At 71.4% G+C, this 25,809-nt stretch carries 24 protein-coding genes; 11 read left to right on the top strand and 13 right to left on the bottom strand.

What is annotated here, in order from left to right; genetic code table 11:
* Positions 1–132: 132 nt before the first annotated feature.
* From O7595_RS08535 to O7595_RS08565, 7 genes are all read right to left on the bottom strand, one after another.
* Positions 133–618, bottom strand: coding sequence for a hypothetical protein (locus tag O7595_RS08535; protein ID WP_269728127.1), 486 nt, complete (start codon positions 616–618; stop codon positions 133–135).
* 254 nt (positions 619–872) lie between these two features.
* Positions 873–2,285: an NAD(P)/FAD-dependent oxidoreductase gene (locus O7595_RS08540; protein ID WP_269728128.1), complete on the bottom strand. Its 1,413-nt coding sequence runs from the start codon at positions 2,283–2,285 to the stop codon at positions 873–875.
* A 19-nt stretch (positions 2,286–2,304) separates the two neighbouring features.
* The gene (locus O7595_RS08545; protein ID WP_269728129.1) at positions 2,305–3,117 is read right to left on the bottom strand and encodes an ABC transporter permease; all 813 of its coding nucleotides are present in this window, start codon (positions 3,115–3,117) and stop codon (positions 2,305–2,307) included.
* Positions 3,117–4,052 carry an ABC transporter permease gene (locus O7595_RS08550; RefSeq protein ID WP_269728130.1) on the bottom strand — a complete coding sequence of 312 codons (936 nt, stop codon included), beginning with the start codon at positions 4,050–4,052 and terminating at the stop codon, positions 3,117–3,119. The genes O7595_RS08545 and O7595_RS08550 overlap by 1 nt, the downstream gene beginning before the upstream one ends.
* The gene (locus O7595_RS08555; protein WP_269728131.1) at positions 4,049–5,200 is read right to left on the bottom strand and encodes an ABC transporter ATP-binding protein; all 1,152 of its coding nucleotides are present in this window, start codon (positions 5,198–5,200) and stop codon (positions 4,049–4,051) included. Before O7595_RS08555 ends, O7595_RS08550 begins: the two co-directional genes overlap by 4 nt.
* A gap of 47 nt (positions 5,201–5,247) precedes the next feature.
* On the bottom strand, positions 5,248–6,498 hold the full coding sequence (locus O7595_RS08560) for a polyamine ABC transporter substrate-binding protein (RefSeq protein WP_269728132.1): 1,251 nt from the start codon (positions 6,496–6,498) through the stop codon (positions 5,248–5,250).
* Between the two features lie 53 nt (positions 6,499–6,551).
* Entirely contained in the window at positions 6,552–8,066 is a 1,515-nt protein-coding gene (locus O7595_RS08565) for a gamma-aminobutyraldehyde dehydrogenase (RefSeq protein ID WP_269728133.1), read from the bottom strand.
* A 175-nt stretch (positions 8,067–8,241) separates the two neighbouring features.
* On the opposite strand from O7595_RS08565, the gene O7595_RS08570 reads away from it, so the two are divergent.
* Positions 8,242–8,814, top strand: coding sequence for an NADAR family protein (locus O7595_RS08570; RefSeq protein WP_269728134.1), 573 nt, complete (start codon positions 8,242–8,244; stop codon positions 8,812–8,814).
* Between the two features lie 96 nt (positions 8,815–8,910).
* On the opposite strand, the gene O7595_RS08575 is transcribed toward O7595_RS08570, so the two are convergent.
* On the bottom strand, positions 8,911–9,657 hold the full coding sequence (locus tag O7595_RS08575) for a DUF4190 domain-containing protein (RefSeq protein ID WP_269728135.1): 747 nt from the start codon (positions 9,655–9,657) through the stop codon (positions 8,911–8,913).
* A 107-nt stretch (positions 9,658–9,764) separates the two neighbouring features.
* On the opposite strand from O7595_RS08575, the gene O7595_RS08580 reads away from it, so the two are divergent.
* From O7595_RS08580 to O7595_RS08590, 3 genes are read left to right on the top strand one after another with little or no spacing between them, the layout of a single operon-like run.
* Positions 9,765–10,790: an adenosine deaminase gene (locus O7595_RS08580; RefSeq protein ID WP_269728136.1), complete on the top strand. Its 1,026-nt coding sequence runs from the start codon at positions 9,765–9,767 to the stop codon at positions 10,788–10,790.
* A gap of 10 nt (positions 10,791–10,800) precedes the next feature.
* Entirely contained in the window at positions 10,801–11,508 is a 708-nt protein-coding gene (locus O7595_RS08585) for a glycerophosphodiester phosphodiesterase (protein ID WP_269728137.1), read from the top strand.
* The gene (locus O7595_RS08590; RefSeq protein WP_269728138.1) at positions 11,505–12,305 is read left to right on the top strand and encodes an SAM-dependent methyltransferase; all 801 of its coding nucleotides are present in this window, start codon (positions 11,505–11,507) and stop codon (positions 12,303–12,305) included. Before O7595_RS08585 ends, O7595_RS08590 begins: the two co-directional genes overlap by 4 nt.
* Before the next feature lie 94 nt (positions 12,306–12,399).
* On the opposite strand, the gene O7595_RS08595 is transcribed toward O7595_RS08590, so the two are convergent.
* Positions 12,400–13,572: a polyamine ABC transporter substrate-binding protein gene (locus tag O7595_RS08595; protein ID WP_269732420.1), complete on the bottom strand. Its 1,173-nt coding sequence runs from the start codon at positions 13,570–13,572 to the stop codon at positions 12,400–12,402.
* A 196-nt stretch (positions 13,573–13,768) separates the two neighbouring features.
* On the opposite strand from O7595_RS08595, the gene O7595_RS08600 reads away from it, so the two are divergent.
* Both O7595_RS08600 and O7595_RS08605 read left to right on the top strand, forming a co-directional pair.
* A complete protein-coding gene (locus O7595_RS08600) occupies positions 13,769–14,131 on the top strand; it encodes a DUF1304 domain-containing protein (protein ID WP_269728139.1) in 363 nt (120 codons plus the stop codon).
* Positions 14,128–14,709, top strand: a complete 582-nt coding sequence (locus O7595_RS08605; RefSeq protein WP_269728140.1) for a TetR/AcrR family transcriptional regulator — start codon at positions 14,128–14,130, stop codon at positions 14,707–14,709. Before O7595_RS08600 ends, O7595_RS08605 begins: the two co-directional genes overlap by 4 nt.
* Positions 14,710–14,863: 154 nt before the next feature.
* Here the strand turns inward: O7595_RS08605 and O7595_RS08610 are convergent, their stop codons facing one another.
* Positions 14,864–16,303, bottom strand: coding sequence for a gamma-aminobutyraldehyde dehydrogenase (locus O7595_RS08610; protein WP_269728141.1), 1,440 nt, complete (start codon positions 16,301–16,303; stop codon positions 14,864–14,866).
* Between the two features lie 190 nt (positions 16,304–16,493).
* On the opposite strand from O7595_RS08610, the gene O7595_RS08615 reads away from it, so the two are divergent.
* The 5 genes from O7595_RS08615 (at position 16,494) to O7595_RS08635 (ending at position 21,607) form a co-directional block, all read left to right on the top strand.
* The gene (locus tag O7595_RS08615; RefSeq protein WP_269728142.1) at positions 16,494–16,988 is read left to right on the top strand and encodes an Lrp/AsnC family transcriptional regulator; all 495 of its coding nucleotides are present in this window, start codon (positions 16,494–16,496) and stop codon (positions 16,986–16,988) included.
* Positions 16,973–18,361, top strand: a complete 1,389-nt coding sequence (locus tag O7595_RS08620; protein WP_443071585.1) for an aspartate aminotransferase family protein — start codon at positions 16,973–16,975, stop codon at positions 18,359–18,361. The genes O7595_RS08615 and O7595_RS08620 overlap by 16 nt, the downstream gene beginning before the upstream one ends.
* A gap of 184 nt (positions 18,362–18,545) precedes the next feature.
* Positions 18,546–19,274 carry an ABC transporter ATP-binding protein gene (locus O7595_RS08625; RefSeq protein ID WP_269728144.1) on the top strand — a complete coding sequence of 243 codons (729 nt, stop codon included), beginning with the start codon at positions 18,546–18,548 and terminating at the stop codon, positions 19,272–19,274.
* Positions 19,256–20,392 (top strand): hypothetical protein, encoded by a 1,137-nt coding sequence (locus O7595_RS08630; protein WP_269728145.1) that lies wholly within the window; start codon positions 19,256–19,258, stop codon positions 20,390–20,392. The genes O7595_RS08625 and O7595_RS08630 overlap by 19 nt, the downstream gene beginning before the upstream one ends.
* Before the next feature lie 63 nt (positions 20,393–20,455).
* Entirely contained in the window at positions 20,456–21,607 is a 1,152-nt protein-coding gene (locus O7595_RS08635; RefSeq protein WP_269728146.1) for an LOG family protein, read from the top strand.
* Positions 21,608–21,637: 30 nt separating this feature from the next.
* Here O7595_RS08635 and O7595_RS08640 read toward each other — a convergent pair whose 3' ends face one another.
* From O7595_RS08640 to O7595_RS08650, 3 genes are all read right to left on the bottom strand, one after another.
* On the bottom strand, positions 21,638–22,669 hold the full coding sequence (locus O7595_RS08640; RefSeq protein ID WP_269728147.1) for an ABC transporter ATP-binding protein: 1,032 nt from the start codon (positions 22,667–22,669) through the stop codon (positions 21,638–21,640).
* Positions 22,669–24,312, bottom strand: coding sequence for an ABC transporter permease (locus tag O7595_RS08645; RefSeq protein WP_269728148.1), 1,644 nt, complete (start codon positions 24,310–24,312; stop codon positions 22,669–22,671). The genes O7595_RS08640 and O7595_RS08645 overlap by 1 nt, the downstream gene beginning before the upstream one ends.
* 92 nt (positions 24,313–24,404) lie before the next feature.
* The gene (locus O7595_RS08650) at positions 24,405–25,502 is read right to left on the bottom strand and encodes a thiamine ABC transporter substrate-binding protein (RefSeq protein ID WP_269728149.1); all 1,098 of its coding nucleotides are present in this window, start codon (positions 25,500–25,502) and stop codon (positions 24,405–24,407) included.
* Positions 25,503–25,809 lie beyond the last annotated feature (307 nt).

Genomic DNA, 25,809 nt, shown 5'->3' on the forward strand with positions numbered 1-25,809 from the left:
TCCGCGCAAGCCGGACCAGGTGCGGTGGGCCCCAGGTGCCGTGGGTCCGGTAGGGGCCGCAGTTCACCTTCCGCGCAACTCGGTCCAGACCGATCATGCCGTCAAGACCTCCGGCAGCCCACCGCCCCCGTCTCACTCCCCCACGCGGCCGGCGGCGACGGCCTCGTGCATCGACAGTTCCAGCAGCGCGGGGTCGGTGAGGGTTCCCGAGCCGTCCGGGAGGACCACCCAGCGCACGCCCCCGGCGGTGCGCCCCGGATAGGGCAGCACCACCCAGGCGCCGGGCCCCGCGGCGTGGGTGCCCGTGCCGACCCAGCGCTCCGAGGAGCCCGGCGGCACGAAGAAGCCCATGCGCGGCGCCGGGTTGCGGCCGTCCCGGGCGATGCCGAAGTGGGCGAGGACCGGTCCCGGCCGGTCCGTGAGCCGCGTCAGGACGTCCAGCGCAGGTCCGGCGATCCTGCCGGGCAGGACGAGCACGTCCCAGTGTCCGCCCGTGGGGAACAGGGCGACACCCCTCGGGTCGCTCTCCCACCTCCTGCGCCAGTCGTCGGGGTCGGGCGCCGCCGACACCAGCCAGTCCACGCCCCCGCCGATCCCCCGGCCCCCGGTTCCCTTCATCTCCCACAGCCTCCGTTCCGTCCGCCTCGCCGCGTGCGCGGTCCGTGCGTCCACCCGGTCAGAGCGGGAAGGGCCCGCGCTATGACGCGGGTTCGGGCAGTCGGTGCAGGAATTCATCCGGGACCGGACGGGAGCACGGGACGGGCACACCGACCGGGGCGCGGATGGGGACACGGGACGGGGCACGGGGACACGGCACCGGCCGGGGACACGAACGGCCGGGCCCCGAGGGGCCCGGCCGGACGGCGGAGGTGTCAGCTGTCGAAGCCGAGGCCGAGGCGGTCCATCGTCCTCAGCCACAGATTGCGCCGGCCGCCGCGGGCGTCCGCCCGGGCCAGCGACCACTTGGTGATGCCGATCCCGGCCCAGGCCACCGGCTCGGGCGGGAAGGGCAGCGGCTTCCGGCGGACCATCTCCAGCCCGGTGCGCTCGGTCTGCTCTCCGGCGAGCAGATCGAGCATCACGTCGGCGCCGAAGCGGGTGGCGCCGACGCCGAGTCCCGTGTAACCGGCGGCATAGGCGACCCTTCCGCCGTGCGCGGTGCCGAAGAACGCCGAGAAGCGGGAGCAGGTGTCGATCGCGCCGCCCCAGGCGTGGGTGAAGCGCAGGCCCTCCAGTTGCGGGAAGCACTCGAAGAACTGCCCCGCCAGTTTCAGGTACGTCTCCGGCCGGTGGTCCATCTCGGCGGAGACCTTCCCGCCGTACGGGTAGATGGCGTCGTAGCCGCCCCACAGGATCCGGTCGTCGGCGGTGATCCGGAAGTAGTGGAACTGGTTCGCGCTGTCCCCGAGGCCCTGCCGGTTGCGCCAGCCGATCGCGGCACGCTGCTCGGGCGAGAGCGGTTCGGTCATCAGGGCGTAGTCGTACACCGGGACGGTGTACGGGCGGATCCGCTTGACCAGCGACGGAAAGACGTTCGTGCCGAGCGCGACCCGGCGGGCGAAGACCCGCCCGTAGGAGGTGCGCACGGCCATGCCGGCGCCGGCGGAGGAGAGGTCGAGGGCCCGGGTGTTCTCGTAGATCCTCACGCCGAGGTCGAGACAGGCCCGCTTGAGGCCCCAGGCCAGCTTGGCCGGGTGGAGCATGGCCACCCCCTCCCGGTCCCACAGGCCGCCGAGGAAGGTCGGGGAGTCGACCTCGGCGCGCACGGCGTCCCGGTCGAGGAGTTCCAGGCCGCCGAAGCCGAGCCGGCCGGCCTCCTCGTGCATCTCGCGGAGCTCGTCGAGCTGGTGGGGCTCGGTCGCCACGTCGATCTCACCGGTGCGCTCGAACTCGCAGTCGATGCCGTGGCGGGCGACGGCGGCCTCGATGGCGTCGAGGTTCCGCGCGCCGAGTTCCTCCAGCCTGGGCATGTCGTCCGGCCAGCGGGCCAGGCCGTTGGCGAGCCCGTGGGTCAGGGAGGCGGCGCAGAAGCCGCCGTTGCGGCCCGAGGCGGCCCAGCCCACCTCGCGGCCCTCGATCAGGACGACGTCCCGAAGCGGGTCGCGCTCCTTGGCGATGAGCGCGGTCCACAGTCCGCTGTAGCCGCCGCCGACGACGAGCAGATCGGTCTGCTCGTCGCCGGTGAGGGCGGGCAGGGCGGCGGGCTTGCCGGGGTCTTCCAGCCAGAAGGGGACGGGCTGGGCGTCGGAGAGTGATGAGGCAAAGGTCATGGCTGCTGGGGCCATGGTTCCACTCCTTCGGGTGCTACTTGGGCAGTGCGGTCTTCCTCCGCCGGCCGCTGATCATCTGACCGGCGACGACGACGATGACCGCCAGGGCGAACATGGCCGTACCGATGACGTTGATCTGGACGGGCGTGCCGCGCTGGGCCGAGCCCCAGACGAACATCGGGAAGGTGACGGTGTTGCCCGAGTTGAAGTTGGTGATGATGAAGTCGTCGAACGAGAGCGCGAAAGCGAGCATCGCGCCCGCGGCGATGCCGGGCGCGGCGATCGGCAGCGTGACCCTCAGGAAGGTCTGCACCGGTCCCGCGTAGAGGTCCTTGGCGGCCTCCTCCAGCCTCGGGTCCATCGACATCACCCGGGCCTTGACCGCCACCACGACGAAGCTGAGGCAGAACATGGTGTGCGCGATGAGGATGGTCGTCGGACCCAGCTCCGCCCCCAGGTTGAGGAAGAGCGTCAGCAGCGAGGCAGCCATGACGACCTCGGGCATCGCCATGGGCAGGAAGATCAGGGAGTTGATCGCCCCGCGGGCCCGGAAGCGGTAGCGGACGAGCGCGAAGGCGATCATCGAGCCGAGGACCGTGGCACCGATGGTCGCCCACAGCGCGATCCACAGGGACAGGCTGAGCGAGTCGCACATGTCGGCGACGCCGCACGGGTCCCGCCACGCGTCGGTGGAGAACTCCCGCCAGGAGTAGTTGAAGCGCCCGGCCGGCTTGTTGAAGGAGAACACCATCACGATGACGTTCGGCAGGACCAGGTACGCGAGCGTGAGCACACCCGCGATCACCACCAGGTTGCGCCGTATCCACGTCGTTGAGAGTCGCAACATCAGACGAGATCCTCCGTACCGGCCCGGCGGATGTAGACCGTCACCATGATCAGCACGACGGCCATGAGAATGAACGACAGCGCGGCCGCGGTCGGGTAGTCGAGCACCCGCAGGAACTGCGACTGGATGACGTTGCCGACCATCCGGGTGTCGGTGGAGCCGAGCAGTTCGGCGTTGACGTAGTCGCCGCTCGCCGGGATGAAGGTCAGCAGCGTCCCGGAGACGACACCCGGCATCGACAGCGGGAAGGTCACCTTGCGGAAGGCGGTCGAGGGCCTGGCGTAGAGGTCCCCCGCCGCCTCGTGGAGCCGTGGGTCGATCCGCTCCAGCGAGGTGTAGAGCGGCAGGATCATGAACGGCAGGAAGTTGTACGTCAGACCGGTGACCACGGCGAGAGGTGTGGCCAGCACACGGTTGCCCTCGGTCATCCCGAGCCAGCCGGTGACGTCGAGGAAGCCGACGGTGTTGAGGACGTCCACCACCGGTCCGCCGTCCGCGAGGATCGTCTTCCACGCGAGCGTGCGGATCAGGAAACTGGTGAAGAACGGTGCGATGACCAGCACCAGCAGCAGATTGCGCCAGCGTCCCGCCTTGAACGCGATGAGGTACGCCAGCGGATAGCCGAGCAGCAGGCACAGGATCGTGGCCGTGCCGGCGTACAGCAGGGACCGCAGGAACTGCGGGTAGTACTCGCTCAGCGCGTCCCAGTACGTCTGGAAGTGCCAGGTGACCTGGTAGCCCTCCTCCAGGGAACCGGTCTGCACGGACGTCGAGGCCTGGTAGACCAACGGCAGGGCGAAGAAGACCAGCAGCCACAGGATGCCCGGCAGCAGCAGCCAGTAGGGCACGAGCTTGCGGCGCACCGGCTGCTTGCGCGGTACCGGCCCCGTCCCGGCCGGGGCGGGCGAGGCGGGGGGTGCCTCGGTGACGGTCATGCTGTCTCCTCCACCGTCTCCACGCCCGCGTCTATGTCCTGGGCGGCGTCGAGGCCGAACGTGTGCTCCGGGTTCCAGTGCAGGACGACCTCCGCGCCGGGTACCAGGCGCGGGTCCCGCTCGACGTTCTGCACGTACACCTCCAGCTCGGGGCAGACCGGGCTGTCGATGACGAACTGGGTGGAGACGCCGATGAAGCTGGAGTCCGCGATCTTCCCGGTGAACCGGTTGCGCCCCTCGGTGATCTCACCGGCGTCGTCGGCGTGCGCCAGGGATATCTTCTCGGGCCGTACACCGACGAGGAGCTTGCCCCCGGCACGGGGCCGGGTGGCGCAGCGCGCGGCGGGCAGCCGCAGCTTGGCGTCGGCGGCGGTGACGACGACCTGGCCGCCGGCGGCCTCGGCGACCTCGGCCTCGATGAGGTTGGAGGTGCCGAGGAAGTTGGCGACGAACGTCGTCTGCGGGTTCTCGTAGAGGTCGGACGGGGCGCCCAGCTGCTCGACCCGGCCCCCGTTCATCACCGCGACCGTGTCGGCCATGGTCATGGCCTCCTCCTGGTCGTGGGTGACGTGGACGAAGGTGATGCCGACCTCGGTCTGGATGCGCTTGAGCTCCAGCTGCATCTGGCGGCGCAGCTTGAGGTCGAGGGCACCGAGCGGCTCGTCCAGCAGCAGCACCTGCGGGTGGTTGATGAGCGCGCGGGCGACGGCGACGCGCTGCTGCTGCCCGCCGGAGAGCTGATGGGGCTTGTGCTTGGCCTTGTCGCCGAGCTGGACGAGCTCCAGCATCTCGTCGACCTGCTTCTTCACGGACTTGATGCCGCGGCGGCGGAGCCCGAAGGCGACGTTCTCGTGGATGGTCAGGTGCGGGAAGAGGGCGTAGCTCTGGAAGACGGTGTTCACCGGTCGCTTGTACGGCGGGAGGTCGGTGACGTCCTTGTCGCCGAGGAAGACGGAGCCGGTGGTCGGGTCCTCCAGGCCGGCGATCATCCGCAGCGTGGTGGTCTTGCCGCAGCCGGAGGCGCCGAGCAGGGCGAAGAACGAGCCTTCGGGGACGGTGAGGTCCAGCGGGTGCACGGCCGTGAACGAGCCGTAGGTCTTGCTGATCCCGGTGAGGCGGACGTCTCCGCCCGCTGTCTTGTCAGTCATGGATCGCGGTCCCAGGTGTCGAGAGGGGAGCAGGGAAGCAGGAACGGTCAGGCGCCGATGAGCTTGGCGAACTTCTCTTCGTACGCCGTCTCTTCCTCGCCGCTGAGCGAGCGGAAGGCATGGGACTTCGCGGCCATGGCCTTGTCCGGGAGGATCAGCGTGTTCTCGGCGAGCGCCGGGTCGATCTTGGCGAGTTCGGGGCCGACGCCCTCGACCGGGCAGACGTAGTTGATGTAGGCGGCGAGCTGGGCCGCGACCGGGAGCTCGTAGTAGTAGTCGATGAGCTTCTCGGCGTTGGTCTTGTGCCGGGCCTTGGCCGGGACCAGCAGGTTGTCGCTTGAGGTCATGTAGCCGGCGTCGGGGATGACGAACTGGATGTCCGGGTTGTCCACCCGGAGCTGGACGAGGTCCCCGGCCCAGGCCAGACAGGCGGCGATGTCGCCCTTGTCCAGGTCCGAGGTGTAGTCGTTGCCGGTGAAGCGGCGGATCTGCTTGGTGTCGACGGCCCGCTGGACCTTCGCGATCGCCGCGTTGTAGTCGTCGCCGGTGACCTTGCCCGGGTCCTTGCCCATGTCGAGCAGGGTCATCCCGATGGTGTCGCGCATCTCGGAGAGACAGGCGACCCGGCCGCGCAGCGACTTGTCCTCCAGCAGCTGGGAGACGCTCTCGATCCTCCGGCCGCCGGTCGCCTTGGAGTTGTAGGCGATGACGGTGGAGATGCCGGTCCAGGGGTAGGAGTAGGCCCGCCCGGGGTCCCAGTCCGGGCTGCGGAACTGCGGCGACAGGTGGGCGTACGCGTTCGGCAGGTTGGCGGGATCGAGTTTCTGCGCCCAGCCGAGGCGGATGATGCGGGCGGCGAGCCAGTCGGTGACGTTGATCAGGTCGCGCCCGGTCTCCTGGCCGGCGGCGAGCTGCGGCCTGATCTTGCCGAAGAACTCGACGTTGTCGTTGATGTCCTCGGTGTACTTGACGCTGATACCGGTGCGCTTGGTGAACGCGTCGAGCGTCGGGTGGCTCTTCTCGTCCTCGCTGATGTCGATGTACTGCGTCCAGTTGGAGAAGGTGATCCGCTTCTCCTCGGCCGAGTGGTCGTCGGAGGCCGCCGCCCCTGCGCCCTCGCGCTTGGCGGGCGGGATGCCGCAGGCGTTCAGCGCGCCCATGCCACCTATGGTGAGCGCGCCTGCGCCCGTCGCTCGCAGCAGGGAGCGGCGGGAGAGCGCGCCCCGGCCGTTCGTCAAGCTCCGCCGCATAGCGGCCAGCTGGGCCTCCGAGAGGCGCTCGGGCTGGTACTGCTTCATGCGCTGTGTTGCCTTTCGGAATGGGTCGCCGTTCGGTCGTACGGCTGTGGCTGCTATCGGTCCCCGAAGATCGTGCGGTGCCAGTCCTTCCTGACCACCGCGGTGTTGTCGTACATCACATGCTTGACCTGCGTGTACTCCTCGAAGGAGTACGCCGACATGTCCTTTCCGAACCCGCTGGCCTTGTAGCCGCCGTGGGGCATCTCGCTGATGATCGGGATGTGGTCGTTGATCCATACGCAGCCCGCCTTGATCTCGCGGGTGGCGCGGCCCGTCCGGTACACGTCACGGCTCCAGGCGGATGCGGCGAGCCCGTGGGGGGTGTCGTTGGCGAGTGCGATGCCCTCGTCGTCGGAGTCGAAGGGCAGGACCACCAGGACGGGCCCGAAGATCTCGGACTGGACGACCTCGCTGTCCTGGGCGACGCCGGAGATCAGCGTGGGCAGGTAGTAGGCGCCGTTCGCCAGGTCGCCGCCGGGTGCCCTGCCACCGGTGACCACGGTGGCGTACGAGCGGGCCCGGTCGACGAAGCCGGCGACCCGGTCGCGCTGGGTGTGCGAGACGAGCGGGCCGAGGTCGGTGGACGGGTCGAAGGGATCGCCCAGCCGCACGGTCGCCATCAGGTCGGCGACGCCGGACACGAACGCGTCGTAGAGCGGGCGCTGGACGTAGGCGCGGGTGGCCGCGGTGCAGTCCTGACCGCTGTTGATCAGCGCGCCGGCGACCGCCCCGTGCACGGCCGCGTCGAGGTCCGCGTCGTCGAACACGACGAACGGCGCCTTTCCGCCGAGCTCCAGGTGGAGCCTCTTGACGGTGGCCGTGGCGACCTCGGCGACCCGCTTGCCGACGGGGGTCGAGCCGGTGAAGGAGGTCATGGCCACGTCCGGATGCCCGACCAGGTGCTCGCCCGCTTCCCTGCCGGTGCCGGTGACGATGTTGAGGACGCCGTCGGGGATGCCCGCCCCGGTGGCGGCCTCGGCGAACATCAGCGAGGTCAGCGGGGTGATCTCGGCGGGCTTGAGGACGATCGTGTTGCCCGCGGCGATGGCCGGGAGGACCTTCCAGGCGGCCATCTGGAGCGGGTAGTTCCAGGGGGCGATGGAGCCGACGACGCCGATCGGCTCCCGGCGTACGTACGACGTGTGGTCACCGCTGTACTCGCCCGCGGACTGTCCCTGGAGATGGCGCGCGGCCCCCGCGAAGAAGGCGGTGTTGTCGACGGTCCCGGGGACGTCGAACTCCCGGCTGAGCTTGATCGGCTTCCCGCACTGGAGCGATTCCGCCTGGGCGAGGTCCTCGGCCTGCTCGGCGAGCACGGACGCGAACCGGTGCAGGGCGTCGGAGCGCTCGCCGGGCGTCGCGCCGGCCCAGCCGGGGAAGGCCGCCCGGGCCGCGGCGACGGCCGCGTCGACGTCGTCGGTGCCCGCCAGGTCGTAGGCGAGCACCTGCTCCCCGGTGGCGGGGTCTACGATTGCGTGGTTACGTCCCGATGTGCCGGGGCGCAGCTCTCCGTCGATGTACTGTGCGCCGTCCTTGAAACGGTCCTGCACCTGGAAGCGGTTGCCCATGACGCTCTCCGTAGTTCCAGATCGAAGTGAGTGCCGATCCTGACAGAGACGCACCTCGCCAACAAGTGATTCCGTAGTTGCCTTTTGGTTACGCGACGGAATCGGTCGACCATGTGTCGCGTCAGGACGGGAATCCCCGTACGGAGTGTCAGTGGTGGATGCCAGACTCGCGTGCATGGGGATCACCGACGTATCGGCCGAGGCTCTGACAGAGCAGGTCAGGAATGGTAGACGGGTCAAATATCTGCACTTCTGGGGCCACAGGCCGCGCCCCGACGGTGCCATAGGCACCGGTTGCCTGAGCCAGTGGTGGCCGGCGCCGTTCACGGTTGACGGAACCGAGTATGCGACCGCCGAGCACTGGATGATGGCCCGCAAGGCCCGCCTCTTCGGTGACGCGGGGGCGGAGGGCAGGGCCGTGGCGGCCGCGAGCCCGGCCCAGGCGAAGAAGGAGGGCCGGCTGGTGCGCGGCTTCAGCGACGTGACCTGGGAGCGCGAGCGCTTCGGCATCGTCGTCGAGGGCAACGTCCACAAGTTCTCGCAGCACCCGGAACTGTCCGCGTTCCTGCTGGGCACCGGCGAGCGGGTGCTGGTGGAGGCGAGCCCGATGGACCGGATCTGGGGCATCGGGCTGGCGGCCGACGACGAGCGGGCGAACGACCCGGCCCGCTGGCGCGGGCTGAATCTGCTGGGCTTCGCGCTGATGGAGGTGCGGGAGCGGCTGAGGACGGGCCGGACGGCGGGGTGAGGCGCGTCGGGACCGCCGGCGCGTCTCCCGGGTGAGGTGGGCGGCGGCCTCGGCCCCGTAATGGGCGGGACCGGGCGGCGCGGGGGGCCGCCCGGTTCAGCGCGTCGCGGTGGCCACGGTCAGCGTCGTCGCCCAGGGGTCCTCCTCGGACCGCTCGAGGAAGTCCGGATCGTTGGCGACCGCCCAGATCACGAGGCCGAGGAAGGCGGCACCGACCACGATGCCGATCGCACCGAGGATGATCCCGGCGAGTGCCATCCCGCCGTTGTTCGCCTCGCCGCGCCGGGCACGGGCACGACCGATGAAGCCGAAGATCAGTGCCAGGACGCCGAGGACGATCCCGAGTCCGTAGAGGCAGAACCCCACGACGGCGATGATGCCGAGCACCAGTGCGGTGATCCCCATGCCGTTCGCGGGCGCCGGTGCCCACCCGCCGGCGCCGTAGCCGGGGTAGCCCGGGTAGCCGGCGTGCGCCCCGTAGGACGATCCGCCGAACGTGGCGCCCGGTGCTCCGGCCGGGTAGCCGTAAGGGCCCGGAGCCGTCTGCCCGGGGCCGCCCGGGGCGATGGGCGGCGGGGGCACGGCACTCCCGTCACTCCCGGCGCCCGTCCCGGCACCTGGCGGGGCGAACGGGTCGCCGGTCGGCACGGAGGTGACCGTGGGGTGGTCGTGGACGCCCGGAGGACCGCCCGGCGCCGCGCTGCCCGGCCCGGGCCGGTCCTTCTTGCCCAGTTCCACCTTGTCCTGCGGGTCCTGCGGGTCCTGCGGGGAGCGGCGCTCCGGCGGGGCCCACGGGTCCTCCGGCCCGTTCCCGCCCGGCCGCTGGTCGCTCTGGTCTGACATGAGGCTCCCCCATCGTGGACTTGTCATGCTACGGGCCCGCTCCGCGCGCGACCCGCCCCGCCTACGATGATCCCTGACCGGCACGGACAGCACACACGGAGGACCCGGTGACCGATCTGCTTCCCTTCATCGAGGGCCTTCCCAAGGCCGAGCTGCACGTGCACCACGTGGGCTCGGCGTCACCGCGGATCGTGTCCGAGCTGGCGGCCAGGCACCCCGACTCCCAGGTGCCCCTCGACCCCGCGGCGCTCGCCGAGTACTTCACCTTCACCGACTTCGCGCACTTCATCGAGGTCTACCTGTCGGTCGTGGACCTGGTCCGCACCCCCGACGACGTCCGTCTGCTGACGTTCGAGGTCGCCCGGGACATGGCCCGGCAGAACATCCGGTACGCGGAACTCACCGTGACCCCGTTCAGCTCGACCCACCGCGGCATCCCCGAGCAGGGGTTCATGGAGGCGATCGAGGACGCCCGCAAGGCGGCCGAGACCGAGCTCGGCGTCCTGCTGCGCTGGTGCTTCGACATCCCCGGCGAGGCGGGTCTCCACGCCGCCGAGGAGACCGCGCGGCTCGCCGTCGACCTGCGCCCCGAGGGTCTCGTCTCGTTCGGTCTCGGCGGGCCCGAGATCGGCGTGCCCCGGCCCCAGTTCAAGCCGTACTTCGACCGCGCCAGAGCCGCCGGGCTGCGATCGGTTCCGCACGCCGGCGAGACCACGGGCCCCCAGACCGTCTGGGACGCGCTGAACGGCCTGCGGGCCGAGCGCATCGGCCACGGCACCAGCGCACCGCAGGACCCGGAGCTGCTGGCTCACCTCGCCGAGCACCGGATCCCGCTGGAGGTCTGCCCGACCTCCAACATCGCCACCCGGGCGGTGGCCACGCTCGACGAGCACCCGATCAAGGAGATGGTGTCGGCCGGCGTGCTCGTCACCGTCAACAGCGACGACCCGCCGATGTTCGGGACCGACCTCAACAACGAGTACGCGGTGGCCGCCCGGCTGCTCGAGCTCGACGAGCGGGGCGTCGCCGCCCTCGCGAAGAACGCCGTGGAGGCGTCGTTCCTCGACCCGTCCGGAAAAGCCCGGATCGCGGGCGAGATCGACGCGTACACCGAGCAGTGGCTCGCGAAGTGAGGTCCGGCCCATGCGCCGTGTGACCGTCGTAGGACATCGCGGAGATCCGTACGTCGCGCGGGAGAACACCCTGCCCTCGCTGCGGGCCGCGGTCGACCGGGGCGCGGACGCCGTAGAGGTCGACGTCCGGCTGACCCGCGACGGTGTGCCCGTGCTGCTCCACGACGACACCCTCGAGCGGCTCTGGGGACACGACCGGCCCCTGGCCCGGCTCTCCCATGCGCAGCTCACCGGGCTGACCTCCGGCGGGGTGCCGACCCTCGAGGAGGCACTGGCGGCGGTCGGCGGCCACCGGCTCATGCTGGACCTGCCGGGCGCGGACGAGGCGGCCGTGCGCACGATCATCGGCACGGTGCAGCGGAGTGGCGCCGCCGACCGCGTCTACTACACGGGCGGTCCCGTCGGCATGCTCGCGGTCCGGGACGCCGACCCGGACGCGGAGATCGCGCTGACCTGGACGACGCTCGCCCCACCGCGTCCCGTGCTGCTCGCGTCGCTGCGGCCGCGCTGGCTCAACTACCGCTTCGGGCTGGTGAGCCGGGAGCTGGCGGACCGGGTCCACGCGAGCGGTCATATGCTCTCCGTGTGGACGGCCGACACGCCTGGGACGATGCGCAGGCTCGTGGGTCGCGGAGTCGACTCGATCACCACGAACCGCGTGGACGCGCTCACCCGTGTACTGCGCGGTTCCCGGACCGGGAAGGGACGCACGTCGTGACAGGGCCCGAGGACACCGGCCAGGACAGGATCCGCACCGACATCGCCCACAACGCCCGCGTCTGGAACTACTGGCTGGGCGGCAAGGACAACTACCTGGTTGACCGTCAAGTGGGCGACATGGTAACCGGGATGTACCCGAGCATCGGTCATGTCGCGCGCGCCGACCGGGCGTTCCTCGGCCGCGTCGTGACCCATCTCGCCGGTGACGCCGGAGTGCGCCAGTTCCTCGACATCGGCACCGGACTGCCGACCGTGGACAACACCCACGAGGTCGCCCAGCGCATCGCCCCCTCCGCGCGGATCGTGTACGTCGACAACGACCCGATCGTGCTCACCCACGCCCGCGCCCTGCTCACGAGCACCCCCGAGGGCCGCACCGAGTACATCGACGCCGACGCCCACCGGCCCGACGACATCCTGTGCGCCGCGGCGGGGACGCTCGACCTGTCGCAGCCGGTGGCCGTGATGATGCTCGGCATCCTCAACTTCGTGCTCGACACGGACGAGGCCGGTGCGATCGTGCGGCGCGTCATGGACGCCGTTCCGTCCGGCAGTTACCTCGCGCTCACCCACCCGACGCTGGAGCTCGGCGGGGAGGGCAACGCGGAGGCGATGGCGTTCTGGAACGAGAACGCGACACCGCCCATCACGGCCCGGACCCGTGCCGAGTTCGCGGGCTTCCTCGGGGGCCTGGACCTGCTGGAACCGGGCATCGTCTCCTGCGCGCGCTGGCGCGACGGCGGGGCGACCACCGTCGAGGTCGCGCAGTTCGGCGCGGTGGGGCGCAAGCGCTGACACCCGTACGGGCCGGCCGGCGCGCGGCCCGGGAGCGGATCGCCGTCCGGGCGTGCCGGGCGGCCCTTCCCGGTCACGGGCGAGCGTCCGCGGCCTACAGCCCCACGATCCCGTTCCACCGCTTCGCGAACTCCCGCCGCTCCGCCGACGTGATGTCCCGGGCGATCGCCAGCCGCCGGCGCATCGCGTCGTCGGGGAAGACCAGCGGGTCCTCGGCCAGTGCGGCGAGTTCCGCGTCGCCCGAGTCCGCGAGGACGTCGCGGGCCGCGGGCACCGGGCACACGTAGTTGACCCAGGCGGCGAGTTCGGCCGCGACCTCGGGCCGGTAGTAGTGGTCGACCAGGGCCTCGGCGTTGCGCTTGTGCTGGGCGAGATTGGGGATCATCAGGGACTCCGCCCAGAGTTCGGCGCCCTCCTCAGGCACCACGAACGCGATGTCGGGGTTGTCGGCCTGGAGCTGGATGACGTCGCCCGAGTAGGCCTGGCAGGCGAGGACGTCGCCGGAGGAGAGGTCCTTGACGTAGTCGTTGCCGGTGAAACGGCGGATGTGCCCTCGGCGCACCAGAGTCTCCACCTGGTCGCACACGGTGTGGAAGTCGTCCGAGGTCCAGTGCGTGACGTCCACGCCGTTGCCCTGCATGAGGAGCGCGACGGACTCGTCCAGCCCGGACAGCAGGGTGACCCTTCCCCGGAGGTCGGCGGCCCACAGTTCCCCGGTGCTCCGGATCTCGCGGCCAAGGCGGGCTCGGTTGTAGGCGATGCCGGTGATCCCGGACTGCCAGGGCACGCTGTACCGCCGTCCCTCGTCGAAGGCCGGCGAGCGCAGCTGGGGGTCCAGGTGCTCGGCGACGTTCGGCTGGCGGTCCCGGTTCATCTCCTGGACCCAGCCGAGACGTACGAAGCGGGCGGCCATCCAGTCGCTGACGACGACGAGGTCCCGTCCGGTGACCTGGTGGTTCATCAGGGCGGGGCTGATCTTGCCGAAGAACTCGTCGTTGTCGTTGATCTCCTCGGTGTAGCGGACCGAGATACCGGTGCGCCGGGTGAAGGCGGCGAGGGTGGGGCGCCGGGAGGTGTCCTCGCCGTCGGTGTCGATGTAGAGAGGCCAGTTGGCGAAGTCGAGGGTGCGGTCGCGGCCGGAAAGGTCGCGTCCGGCGCGGTCGGCGGGCTCGACGTAGGCCGGGGGAACCCCGCAGCCGGCGAGCGTGACGCCCGCGGCCCCGGCGCCGGCGGCGCCCAGGGCCCGCAGCGCGGAGCGGCGGGACAGGAGGCGGGGCGTACCGGGCGTCGAGGACTGCTTCGGCTTGGCGGACACGGTCGGCAGGATGCCGGGCACGGGCAGCGGGCGGCAATGGACGGTGCGTCGAGCGGACGGCCCCGGCACCGACACCCTGTCGATCATGGACGAGTGTCTATACTTCCTGGACACCTGTCCAAGAAACGAGAAGAGAGAGGAGCCCGCCGTGACCGCGACCGCTCATGTCCTCGTGGCGCTGGTGGCCGTACTGCACCTGTACTTCCTGGTGCTGGAGATGTTCCTGTGGGAACGGCCGCCGGGCCGGCGACTGTCGGGCTTCGACGCGGAGACCGCGCGGGCCACCGCTCCCCTGGCCGCCAACCAGGGGCTCTACAACGGCTTTCTGGCCGCCGGGCTGGTCTGGGGCCTGGCGGCCGCGCCCCCGACGGGCCACCGGGTCCAGGTCTTCTTCCTCGTGTGCGTCGTGATCGCCGGGCTGTACGGCGGCGCCACCGCCAACCGCCGTGTCTACGCCGCCCAGGCGCTCCCCGGGGCCCTGGCACTGGCGGCCGCGTGGGCGGCGGGATGAACGCGGACCCCAGGGCGGGGACGAGCGGGGACCCCAGGGCCGATCGGACCCGGGCCCGGCTGCGCGCCGCCCTCCTCGACGAGTGCCGGGAGCGGCCGCTGGCGGAGGTGAGCGTGGCGGGGCTGGTCCGGCGTGCCGGCCTGGGGCGGGCCACCTTCTATCTGCACTACCCGGACCTCGACGCCCTCGCGGTGGACGCGTGCGCTGAGATCGTCCGGGACGCGGTGGAGGCGCTGCACGCCTGGCGCGGGGTACCGGATCCCGAGGACCCCCCGCCCGCGCTGGCGGGGTTCTTCAGCGGCGTCGTCCCGCACACCCCCCTGTACCGCGCCCTCCTCCGGGAGGGGGGCGGCGGCCCGCTCGGGGACCTCCTGCACCGCGAACTGAGGGAGCGGAGCCGCCGTGAACGGGAACTGGTGGGCGCGCCCGCCCCCGACCTGGTCGCCTCGGCGGTCGCGTCCGCCTTCACGGGCCTGCTCGCCGACTGGCTGCACGGCAGCGTCGACGCCGGCCCGGAGCGCATGGCGGCCCGGGTCTGGCGCCTGCTGCTGGCGCTGCACACGGCGCCGCTGGGCTGACCGCGCACCGATGGGGCCCCGGCCCCGGGAGCACGGGAGCCGACACGCGGGGCGTGCACGAGGCCACCGGGGCCGTGCCCCGGTGGCCTCGTGCGGCGCCGCGGGAAGCGCGGCGCCCCCGCGGGACGCGTCCGAGCGCCTGCGCGCTTACGCGTTACGCGTCGAGGGACGTCATCACGTGCTTGACGCGCGTGTAGTCGTCGAAGCCGTACGCCGACAGGTCCTTGCCGTAACCCGACTTCTTGAAGCCGCCGTGCGGCATCTCGGCGACCAGCGGGATGTGGGTGTTGATCCACACGCAGCCGAAGTCCAGCACCTTGGACATGCGCATCGCTCGGGCGTGGTCCTTGGTCCACACCGAGGACGCGAGGGCGTACTCCACGCCGTTCGCGTACTCGACGGCCTGCGTCTCGTCGGTGAAGGACTGGACGGTGATGACCGGGCCGAAGACCTCCTTCTGGATGATCTCGTCGTCCTGCTTGAGGCCGGAGACGACGGTCGGAGCGTAGAAGTAGCCCTTGTCGCCGACGCGCTGCCCACCGGCCTCGACCTTCGCGTGGGCCGGGAGTCGGTCGATGAAGCCGGAGACCTGCTTCAGCTGGTTCTCGTTGTTGAGGGGACCGAACAGCACGTCCTCGTCGTCGGGCATGCCGGTCTTGGTGTCCTGCGCGGCCTTGGCCAGCGCGCTGACGAACTCGTCGTGGATGGACTCGTGCACGAGCACGCGGGTCGCGGCCGTACAGTCCTGGCCCGCGTTGAAGAAGCCGGCGACCGAGATGTCCTCGACGGCCTTCGCGATGTCGGTGTCCTCGAACACGACGACCGGCGCCTTGCCGCCCAGCTCCAGGTGGACGCGCTTCAGGTCCTTCGACGCCGACTCGGCCACCTGCATGCCGGCCCGTACGGAACCGGTGATGGAGGCCATCGCGGGGACCGGGTGCTCGACCATCATCCGGCCGGTGTCGCGGTCGCCGCAGATGACGTTGAAGACGCCCTTCGGCACGATGGAGCCGATGATCTCGGCGATGAGGACCGTGGAGGCCGGGGTGGTGTCCGACGGCTTCAGCACCACGGTGTTGCCGGCGGCGAGGGCCGGGGCGAACTTCCACACCGCCATCATCATCGGGTAGTTCCACGGGGCGACCTGCGCGCAGACGCCGACCGGCTCGCGACGGACGATGGAGGTCAACCCCTCCATGTACTCGCCCGCCGAGCGGCCCTCGAGCATCCGGGCCGCACCCGCGAAGAAGCGGATCTGGTCGACCATGGGCGGGATCTCTTCGCTGCGCGTGAGCCCGAGCGGCTTGCCCGTGTTCTCCGACTCGGCCGCGATCAGGTCCTCCGCCCGCTCCTCGAAGGCGTCCGCGATCTTCAGCAGGGCCTTCTGGCGCTCGGCCGGGGTGGTGTCGCGCCAGGCGGGGAAGGCCGCGGCGGCGGCCGCCATGGCGGCGTCCACGTCCGCCTGGCCGGACAGCGGGGAGGTCGCGTACGCCTCGCCTGTGGCCGGGTTGACCACCTCGATGGTCCGCCCGTCAGCGGCGTCCCGGAACTCTCCGTCGATGTAATTGCGCAGACGACGCAGTTCGGTGGTCACAGCCACCCCTCCTCAGATGTCCGATGGGTGAGACACCCCCACACTACGCGGCCCAGGCTAGCCCGACGAGTGACGCTTTCGACAGACCCAACACCGCTGGACTTCGAAATCGGTGACTTTTGCATCCACTAACAACGAATTTCATCGCTCACCGGTTGCGGAATCTACGACTCCGGTGCACAGTGTGCTCGTGGCCAGTCGAAGCACAGACTCCAGGACCGGGGGCGGCGGTACCTCCCCCACGATCGATGCCGTCTCCCTGGCGATCATCGAGCAGCTGCAAGAGGACGGGCGCCGCCCCTATGCCGCGATAGGCAAGGCCGTGGGCCTTTCCGAGGCGGCGGTCCGGCAGCGCGTCCAGAAGCTGCTCGACCAAGGCGTGATGCAGATCGTCGCCGTCACGGACCCGCTCACCGTGGGCCTGCGGCGCCAGGCGATGGTCGGGATCAACGTCGAGGGCGACCTGGACCCGGTGGCAGATGCGCTGACCGCCATGTCCGAGTGCGAGTACGTCGTCATGACGGCGGGCTCGTTCGACCTGATGGTGGAGATCGTCTGCGAGGACGACGACCACCTGCTGGAAGTGATCAACCGGCGCATCCGCACTCTCCCCGGCGTGCGCTCCACCGAGAGCTTCGTCTACCTCAAGCTCAAGAAGCAGACCTATATGTGGGGAACCCGATAGCCGTGAGCAAGGACCGCAGCGACCTCTCAAAGTCCGCCTACGACCACCTGTGGATGCACTTCACCCGCATGTCGTCGTACGAGAACTCCCCCGTGCCCACCATTGTGCGTGGTGAGGGCACCTATATCTACGACGACAAGGGCAAGCGCTACATCGACGGCCTGGCCGGCCTGTTCGTGGTCCAGGCGGGCCACGGCCGCAGGGAGCTGGCCGAGGTGGCCGCCAGGCAGGCCGAGGAGCTGGCCTTCTTCCCGGTGTGGTCCTACGCCCACCCGAAGGCGGTCGAGCTGGCCGAGCGCCTCGCGGGCGAGGCCCCCGGCGACCTCAACAAGGTCTTCTTCACCACCGGCGGCGGTGAGGCGGTCGAGACCGCGTGGAAGCTCGCCAAGCAGTACTTCAAGCTCACCGGCAAGCCGACCAAGTACAAGGTGATCTCCCGCGCGGTCGCGTACCACGGCACCCCGCAGGGCGCCCTGTCCATCACCGGCCTGCCGGGCCTGAAGGCCCCGTTCGAGCCGCTGGTGCCCGGTGCGCACAAGGTCCCGAACACCAACATCTACCGCGCGCCGCTGCACGGCGACGACCCCGAGGCCTTCGGCCGCTGGGCCGCCGACCAGATCGAGCAGCAGATCCTGTTCGAGGGTCCCGACACCGTCGCCGCGGTCTTCCTGGAGCCCGTGCAGAACGCCGGCGGCTGCTTCCCGCCGCCGCCCGGGTACTTCCGGCGGGTCCGCGAGATCTGCGACCAGTACGACGTACTGCTGGTCTCCGACGAGGTCATCTGCGCCTTCGGCCGCCTCGGCAAGACCTTCGCCTGCGACAAGTTCGGCTACGTGCCGGACATGATCACCTGCGCCAAGGGCATGACCTCGGGCTATTCCCCGATCGGCGCCTGCATCGTCTCCGACCGGCTCGCCGAGCCGTTCTACAAGGGCGACAACACCTTCCTGCACGGCTACACCTTCGGCGGCCACCCGGTCTCCGCGGCCGTCGGCCTCGCCAACCTCGACCTGTTCGAGCGCGAGAAGCTCAACCAGCACGTCCTGGACAACGAGGGCGCGTTCCTCTCGACGCTGCAGAAGCTGCACGACCTGCCGATCGTCGGCGACGTCCGCGGCAACGGCTACTTCTACGGCATCGAGCTCGTGAAGGACAAGAACACCAAGGAGTCCTTCAACGAGGAGGAGACCGAGCGGGTCCTCTACGGCTTCCTCTCCAAGGCGCTGTTCGACGCCGGCCTGTACTGCCGTGCCGACGACCGCGGCGACCCGGTCGTCCAGCTCGCCCCGCCGCTGATCTCCACCCAGGAGACCTTCGACGAGATCGAGCAGATCCTGCGCGGCGTCCTCGCCGAGGCCTGGTCGAAGCTGTAGGACCGGGCCCCCTGCCCGCGCCGACGGCCCGGACGCCTCCCTTCGGGTGAGAAGGGAGGCGTCCGGGCCGCGTGCCGTGCGTACACCCGGCTCCGAGTCCCTACGGTGCTGTGACCGATCGGCCTCGGGGTCGTTCGCCCGTGCGGGGGAACGGAACCCACGGATCTGAACCGAGGTGTACGCCATGGTGGTCCCGCCGGACAACGATGTGCTCTGGGCGCGGTCCCTGAACCACGCCCTCGGCGGCTCGCCCGCCCTCTGCGGAGTCTCCCTCGGGGTGCGCGAGGGAGAGATCCTCGCGGTGAACGGCCCGCGCGGCAGCGGGAAGACGACCCTGCTGCGCTGTCTCTCGGGGCAGATCGTGCCGCAGCAGGGCGAGGTGTGGTTCAACAGCACACCCGTCCACACCATGGGGCCGCTGAACCGCGAGCGGCTGAGGCGAGAGCGCTTCGGCTGGATCGGGCCCGAACCCCAGCTGGTGCCCGAACTGACCGCCTGGGAGAACGCGGCGCTGCCACTGCTGCTGCGCGGCTCCTCGCACCGCAAGGCCAGGACGGCCGCCCTGGAATGGATGGAGCGGCTCGACATCGGGCGGTGCGCCCGCAAGCGGCCCCGGGCGCTGCTGCAGTCGCAGCGGCAACGGATCGCCCTCGCCCGTGCCCTGGTCACCACTCCCGCGGTGCTGTTCGCCGACGAGCCGACCGCCACACTCCACAGCTCCGACCGGGCCCAGGTGCTGCGCACCCTCACCACCGCCGCCCGGTCGCACCGCATCACCCTCGTGCTCGCGACCCATGACGAGGAGGTCGCGACCCTCGCCGACCGCGGTGTGTCGCTGGTGGACGGCCGGCGGGTCACCCCGGTGCAGGACGCGGAGGCGGAAGGCCTGGCCGAGTGCTCGCTCTCCGTCTGAGCCGCGGCTCCCACCCCCTCGTCCTGCTGCGCCGCCTCCTGGTGGCGACGGCCTCGGCGGGGGTGGGCTTCCTCCTTCTGTGCACCCTGTCCTACGCGGTGTCCGGCCCGCATCCCTCCGATCCGGCACTGCAGCGGCTGGCATGGTGTCTCGCCCCGCTGGCGGCCACGGTCCAGTTCGCCGTGGCGGTGGCCCGCACGGACCCGGGTACGCGACCCCGTCAGGGCCTGTCAGCCGTCGGACTCGGACCGGTGCGCATGAGCGCGCTGGCGGCGGCGTCCACCGCCGTGTCCTGCGTCCTCGGCAGCACGGTGGCCCTGCTGTTCTTCCTGCACCTGCGCGGGGACCTGAGCGGCATGCCGTTCGACGGCGACGCGGCGGAACTGCTCGCCGCAGGCCGGCCGTTGCCGCTGGGGGCGGTGGTCCTGCTGCTCGCACTCGTCCCGGTCCTCGGCGCCGGGGCGGCCGCACTCGCCCTGCGTCCGCGCCGCCAGAAGGGCGGCGAACTCCCCGACGACGAACCCGACCACGCCACGGGTGCGCCCGGCGGCCTCCCCTGGGGCGTCGCGCTGACGGCCGTGGGCGTCGCGATCGAGGCGTACACGGGCCGGGGCGCGGAGGGCGCCGGCGGCACCCCCGGCGGGGTGCTCGCCGGCTGGACGCTGACCGCGGTGGGGCTCGCGATGGCCGGCCCGGGCATCGTCCATGTGTGCGGGCGGGTGCTGCAGTCCGTACGGCCCGGGGCGACGCGACTGCTCGCAGGGCGGGCGCTCGTGGAGGACGCACGCCGGCTCGGGCGGCCCCTCGGCGTCGTGTGCGCCGTGGTGTCCGCCCTCATCGCGGCCTCCGCACTCGCCGGGGAACGCCCCCAGCCCTTCGGGCCGCTGACCGCTCTGGGGGCGACGCTCGTCGTGGCCTGCACCCTGGCGACGCTGCTCACCTCGGCCGTCGAGGCACGGCAGGCACGGGCGGGCACACGGGCCGGTCTGCTCGAACTGGGCGCCTCCGTGGCCCTGCTGCACGCCACCGCGATGCTGCGGGCCGTGGTCCTGCTGGCCGTCTTCGCCCCGCTCACCTGGGCGGTGGCGGAACTGGCGGCCCTGCCACTGCGGCGCTGACACCGGGGCGAGGTCACCGACCCGGACACGGGGGCCCCGGACCCGGGGCATATCGTGGCGGCCATGGTGAACGGACAGAGGCCGCGGCTCGGCTCGTCGTTCGACGACGACCGGGAGATCGAGACGCTCGAGGAGTTCGACCGGGTCGTCGCCCGGCGGGGCAGCCTCGCGGGGCACCGCATACAGTCCGTCGACCTGAGCGGGCGCACCTTCGCGCTCCTGTCGTGCGACACCACGGCCACCGCGTTCCTCGGCTGCGCCATGGAGCCGGACGCCACGGCCAAGGTCCGCGCGGACGGCGCCCTCGTCTTCCCTCCCCTGCCGGACCTCCCGTTCGACCCCTACCGGGGGCTCCTCTACACCCCCGACGAGCTCTTCGACGGCCTCGCCGACGGTGGTTACGAGGTCACGCCGGACGCGCTCGCGTACGACTGGTTCCAGCTCACCAAGGCGGACCGGGACATCTACGCCTCGATGCTCAGGGCCCTGCACGACGACGCCGTCTCGGACGCCCTGGACGAACTCCTCGACGGGGTGCCGGTCGTCGGGGTGATGGGGGGTCACGCGATGAGCCGGGGCACCGACGAGTACGCCGGCGCGGCCCGGCTCGGCCGCGCACTCGCCCGCGCCGGGCTGACCGTCGCCACCGGCGGCGGCCCCGGGGCGATGGAGGCGGCGAACCTCGGCGCCTACTCGGCCCCGCACCCCGACGAGATGCTGGACGAGGCCCTCGAACTCCTCGCCAAGGTCCCGTCGTTCACCCCCTCCGTCACCGACTGGGCGGCCGTCGCCCTCGAGGTCCGCTCGCGCTGGCCGCAGGGCGGCGACTCGGTCGGCATCCCCACCTGGTTCTACGGGCACGAGCCGCCCAACCCGTTCGCCGGGCACATCGCCAAGTACTTCGCCAACGCCACCCGCGAGGACGGGCTGCTCGCCCGCTGCACCGCCGGTGTCGTCTACCTCCCCGGCGCCGCGGGCACACTGCAGGAGATCTTCGACAACGCGACCCCGAACTACTACGAGTCGCGGGGCGAACCGACGCCGATGGTCCTGGTGGACCGCGCCCACTGGACGGAGCGGCTCCCGGCCTGGCCGCTGCTGCGGTCCCTGGCGGAGGGCCGCGCGATGCAGACGCGTATCGCGCTGGTCGACTCGGTGGAGGAGGCACCCGGGGCACTGGCCCGGCTGACGGCCGCCGCACGTCCGGCCGGCTGAGGTCCCGGGCGGCAGCCGGCTCCGGCCGGATCAGTCGCCGGTGTCGGGCGGCAGGACCACCACGTCCTCCGCGGCGAACGCGACCCCGACCTCGGCGCCCGGCTCGGGAGCGTCCCTGAGCCCGCACTCGGCCTCCAGCGGCGGCGCGTCGTGCGGCCGCAGCCGTACGGCGACATGGTGGCCGCGGAAGGTCAGCGACTCCACCGCGCACGGCAGTCCCGTGCCGCGCGGCCGAAGCCGTACCGCGGACGGCCGTACCAGCAGCCTGCAGGCGCCCTGGGGCGAGCCCGTGGGGACCGGGACGCCGCCCCAGGGGGTCTCGGCCGCGCTCCCGTTCACCGTCGCGGGCACCACGTTGGCGAAGCCGAGGAACCGCGCGACGAATTCCGAGGCGGGCCGCTGCCACACGTCCCGAGGTGTGCCCGACTGGGCGACGCGTCCGTCGCGCATGACCACCACCCGGTCGGCGAGCGCGAAGGCCTCCCCCTGGTCGTGGGTGACGGCCAGCACCGTGGTGCCCAGCCGGCGGAACACCGCACGCAGTTCGACGACGAGCCGCTCCCTGAGGGTGCGGTCGAGCTGGCCCAGTGGCTCGTCGAGCATCAGCAGCCGCGGGCTGGGGGCGAGCGCCCGGGCGAGGGCGACGCGCTGCTGCTCACCGCCGGATAGCGCGCCGACGGCCCGTCGCGCGGCGCCGGGGAGCCCGACCAGTTCCAGCAACTCCTCGACCCGCAGAAGCCGCTCGGCCTTCGGCACCCCGTGCATCCGCAGCCCGAAGGCGACATTGCCGCCGACGTCGCGCTGCGGGAAGAGCTGGTGGTCCTGGAACATCAGGCCCACCCCGCGACGGTGCACCGGCACTCCGGTCTGGTCGCCGCCGCCGAGCAGCACCCGGCCGCCGTCCAGGGGCTGGAGCCCGGCGACGGCCCTCAGCAGGGTCGACTTGCCGCTCCCGCTCGGTCCGAGCACACACACGATCTCGTGGTCGGCGACCTCCAGGTCCACACCGTCCAGCGCCGCCCGCCGCCCGAAGCGCACGGTCGCGTTCTCCAGCGCCAGCATCAGAACTCCCCTGCGGAACGGTCGGGACGGAGCCGGTCGAGCAGCAGCAGGGCCGCCGCGCAGACCAGCATGAGGATCGTCGAAAGCGCCATCGCCTGGCCGTAGTTGAGCTCGCCGGGACGGCCGAGGAGTCGGGCCACGGCGACCGGGAGCGTCGGGTTGTCCGGCCGGGCGATGAAGACGGTGGCACCGAACTCGCCGAGCGAGACGGCGAAGGCGAAACCGGCGGCGACGAGCAGCGCCCGGCGCACCAGCGGCAGGTCCACCTCGCGCCATGCCCGCAGCGGCGAGGCGCCCAGCACGGCCGCCGCCTCCCGCAGCCGTGCGTCGACGGCCCGCAGCACGGGCAGCATCGTCCGTACGACGAAGGGCACTCCCACGAGTGCCTGGGCCAGCGGCACGAGGATCCAGGAGGTGCGCAGGTCCAGCGGCGGCTCGTCGAGGGCGATGAGGAATCCGAAACCGACGGTGACGGCGGAGACCCCGAGCGGCAGCATCAGCAGCGCGTCGAAGCCGCGGACGAGCCGGCCGGCCTTGGAGACCCCCCCGGACGACGTCCGGGGGAGGGTGAGCGCCGCGGCCGCGAGACCGCCGACGACGAGCGCGATCGCGGTGGCGGCGAGCGCGTACTGGAGGGAGTTCCACACGGCTTCGACCGGCGGGACGAGGAACGTGCCGCCACTCGCCTCGGCCGACTGCAGGGCCCGGTAGAAGCTGAGGCCGTAGCCGCCGGGTCCGTCGAACGACCGCTCGACCAGCACCGCGAGCGGTGCCAGGATCAGCACCACGACCGTGGCGAGCACCCCGCCCAGCAGGGCCCACTGCCCGGCGCCCCTCGGACGGTGCGCGGCGAGCGCCGGATCGACGAGTCGCAGCGCGGTCTCCCGTCGCCGCACGGTCCGGGCGTGCACGGCGAGGACCGCGCCCACGGCGGCGAACTGCACCAGGGTCAGCACGGCGGCCGTGGAGAGGTCCAGCACCTGGGCGGTCTGCCGGTAGATCTCCACCTCGAGCGTGGAGTACGCCGGTCCGCCGAGGATCTGCACGACGCCGAACGAGGTGAAGGTGAAGAGGAACACCATCAGCGCGGCGGCGGCCACCGCCGGGGTCAGCGCGGGCAGGGTGACCCGCCGCCAGGCCCCGAAGCGGCTTGCGCCGAGGACCCGTGCGGCCTCCTCCTGGCGCGGGTCGAGCTGGGCCCACAGACCGCCCACGGTGCGTACCACCACGGCGTAGTTGAAGAACACATGGGCGAGGAGGATCGCCCAGACCGTCGTGTCGAGCCGCACGCCCCACAGGTCGTCCAGCAGCCCGCCCCGGCCCAGGAGCGCCAGGAACGCGGTGCCGACCACGACGGTGGGCAGCACGAACGGCACGGTGACGACCGCCCGCAGCAACTGCTTCCCGGGGAAGTCGTAGCGAGCCAGGACATAGGCGCCGGGCAGCGCGATCAGCAGGGTCAGCCCCGTGGAGGCGAGCGCCTGCCAGAGGGTGAACCAGAGCACCTGGAGGATGTCCGGGCGGCCGACGACCTCGGCGACGCCGCCGAACCGCCAGGAGTCCCCCACCCGCAGTCCACGGCCGACGATCGAGGCCACGGGGAGGGCGAAGAAGAGGGCGAAGAACGCGACGGGCAGGGCCATCAGGGCCGAGCGTGCCGCGGTGGCGCGCAGGGACGCCGGGCCGCGCGAGGGGTTCCTCCCGCGCGGACCGGCGTTCCCGCCGGACGACCCGGCTACTTCAGGACGAGCGAGGACCACGACTGGATCCACTGGTCGCGGTTCTCGGCGATCTTCTCCGGAGCCATCGTGCGCGGCTCGGCGACCACCTCGCCGAACTCGGTGAAGAGCGGGGGCAGCTCCGCGTCCTCGACCACCGGGTTCACGAACATGTTGAGCGGCATGTCCTCCTGGAACTTCTTGCTGATCAGGAAGTCCAGCAGGGCCTTGCCGCCGGCCTCGTTCCGCGCGCCCCTGAGGAGGCCGGCGGCCTCGGTCTGGCGGAAGCAGGTGCCGGTGGAGACACCGGTCGGTGCCGCCTTCGGCCGCGGCTCGGCGTACAGCACCTCGACCGGCGGGCTGGAGGCGTACGAGACGACGAGCGGCCGGTCGCCCTTGGCCGCCCTGCCGCCGGCGGAACCGGAGAACTCCTGGTTGTAGGCGATCTCCCAACTGTCGACGACCTTGACGCCGTTGGCCCGCAGCTTCTTCCAGTAGTCCTGCCAGCCCTCGTCCCCGTAGGCGGCAGCGGTGCCGAGGAGGAAACCGAGGCCCGGCGAGGAGCGTTCGGCGTTCTCGACGACGAGGAGGTTCCGGTACGCGGGCTCGGCGAGGTCGTCGAAGGTCTGCGGCGGGGCGAGCTTCCTGTCGGCGAAGTACTTCTTGTCGTAGTTGACGCAGATGTCGCCGCTGTCGACCGGCGTGACCCGGTGCCCGTCCTCGTCGAGCCGGACGGCCTCGGGGACCCGCTCCAGACCCTCGGCCTCGTACGGGGTGAACAGGTCGTTGTCGAGGGCCCGGGAGAGCGTGGTGTTGTCGACGCCGAAGAACACATCGCCCTGCGGGGAGCCCTTGGTGAGGATCTCCTTGTTGAGCGCCTCGACCGCGTCTCCGCTCTTCAGCACCTTGACCGTGTACCCGGTCTGCTCGGTGAACTCCTTGAGCACGGCCGGCGAGGCGTTGAAGGAGTCGTGGCTGACGAGCGTCACGGTCTTGGAGCCGCTGCCGCCGGCTCCGGCGGAGTCGTCCCCGGACGACCCGCCGCAGGCCGCGAGCGTGCTCACACCGAGGGCCGCGGCCAGCGCGGTGACGGTGATCTTCTTGGTGGTGCTCACTGATTCCTCCTGGGCATGACCAGGAAGAGACGCGGCCCTGCCCGGCCGCGGGATCCTCGGGATCCGGGAGCCGGGCAGGGCGCAACAGCTTGAGTCTCGTCCGAACTTCCTACCCGGAATGACCCGGGCGAGGTTCAGAGGGTCTGCGGTCTGACGGTCACCGCACTCTCAGCGCTGTGGCGCTCCCCTGTCGGAATATGCAGATGTTCGGGCCAGCGTACAGGGGCCCCGTCGGACGCTCCGCAGGGACCGGGGCGGTCCCTGCGGCGAGACCATCGAGCCGGCCCTGATCCGGGCGAAGGCCCGT

It is taken from the genome of Streptomyces sp. WMMC940 (assembly GCF_027460265.1).
Classification (GTDB): Bacteria; Actinomycetota; Actinomycetes; order Streptomycetales; family Streptomycetaceae; genus Streptomyces.

What these genes read in the sequence shown, in the direction of transcription:
- O7595_RS08535 (WP_269728127.1), bottom strand. Translation starts at nt 618, where the DNA reads ATGAAGGGAACCGGGGGCCGGGGGATCGGCGGGGGCGTGGACTGGCTG.
- O7595_RS08540 (WP_269728128.1), bottom strand. Translation starts at nt 2,285, where the DNA reads ATGGCCCCAGCAGCCATGACCTTTGCCTCATCACTCTCCGACGCCCAG.
- O7595_RS08545 (WP_269728129.1), bottom strand. Translation starts at nt 3,117, where the DNA reads ATGTTGCGACTCTCAACGACGTGGATACGGCGCAACCTGGTGGTGATC.
- O7595_RS08550 (WP_269728130.1), bottom strand. Translation starts at nt 4,052, where the DNA reads ATGACCGTCACCGAGGCACCCCCCGCCTCGCCCGCCCCGGCCGGGACG.
- O7595_RS08555 (WP_269728131.1), bottom strand. Translation starts at nt 5,200, where the DNA reads ATGACTGACAAGACAGCGGGCGGAGACGTCCGCCTCACCGGGATCAGC.
- O7595_RS08560 (WP_269728132.1), bottom strand. Translation starts at nt 6,498, where the DNA reads ATGAAGCAGTACCAGCCCGAGCGCCTCTCGGAGGCCCAGCTGGCCGCT.
- O7595_RS08565 (WP_269728133.1), bottom strand. Translation starts at nt 8,066, where the DNA reads ATGGGCAACCGCTTCCAGGTGCAGGACCGTTTCAAGGACGGCGCACAG.
- O7595_RS08570 (WP_269728134.1), top strand. Translation starts at nt 8,242, where the DNA reads ATGGGGATCACCGACGTATCGGCCGAGGCTCTGACAGAGCAGGTCAGG.
- O7595_RS08575 (WP_269728135.1), bottom strand. Translation starts at nt 9,657, where the DNA reads ATGTCAGACCAGAGCGACCAGCGGCCGGGCGGGAACGGGCCGGAGGAC.
- O7595_RS08585 (WP_269728137.1), top strand. Translation starts at nt 10,801, where the DNA reads ATGCGCCGTGTGACCGTCGTAGGACATCGCGGAGATCCGTACGTCGCG.
- O7595_RS08605 (WP_269728140.1), top strand. Translation starts at nt 14,128, where the DNA reads ATGAACGCGGACCCCAGGGCGGGGACGAGCGGGGACCCCAGGGCCGAT.
- O7595_RS08625 (WP_269728144.1), top strand. Translation starts at nt 18,546, where the DNA reads ATGGTGGTCCCGCCGGACAACGATGTGCTCTGGGCGCGGTCCCTGAAC.
- O7595_RS08635 (WP_269728146.1), top strand. Translation starts at nt 20,456, where the DNA reads ATGGTGAACGGACAGAGGCCGCGGCTCGGCTCGTCGTTCGACGACGAC.
- O7595_RS08640 (WP_269728147.1), bottom strand. Translation starts at nt 22,669, where the DNA reads ATGCTGGCGCTGGAGAACGCGACCGTGCGCTTCGGGCGGCGGGCGGCG.
- O7595_RS08645 (WP_269728148.1), bottom strand. Translation starts at nt 24,312, where the DNA reads ATGGCCCTGCCCGTCGCGTTCTTCGCCCTCTTCTTCGCCCTCCCCGTG.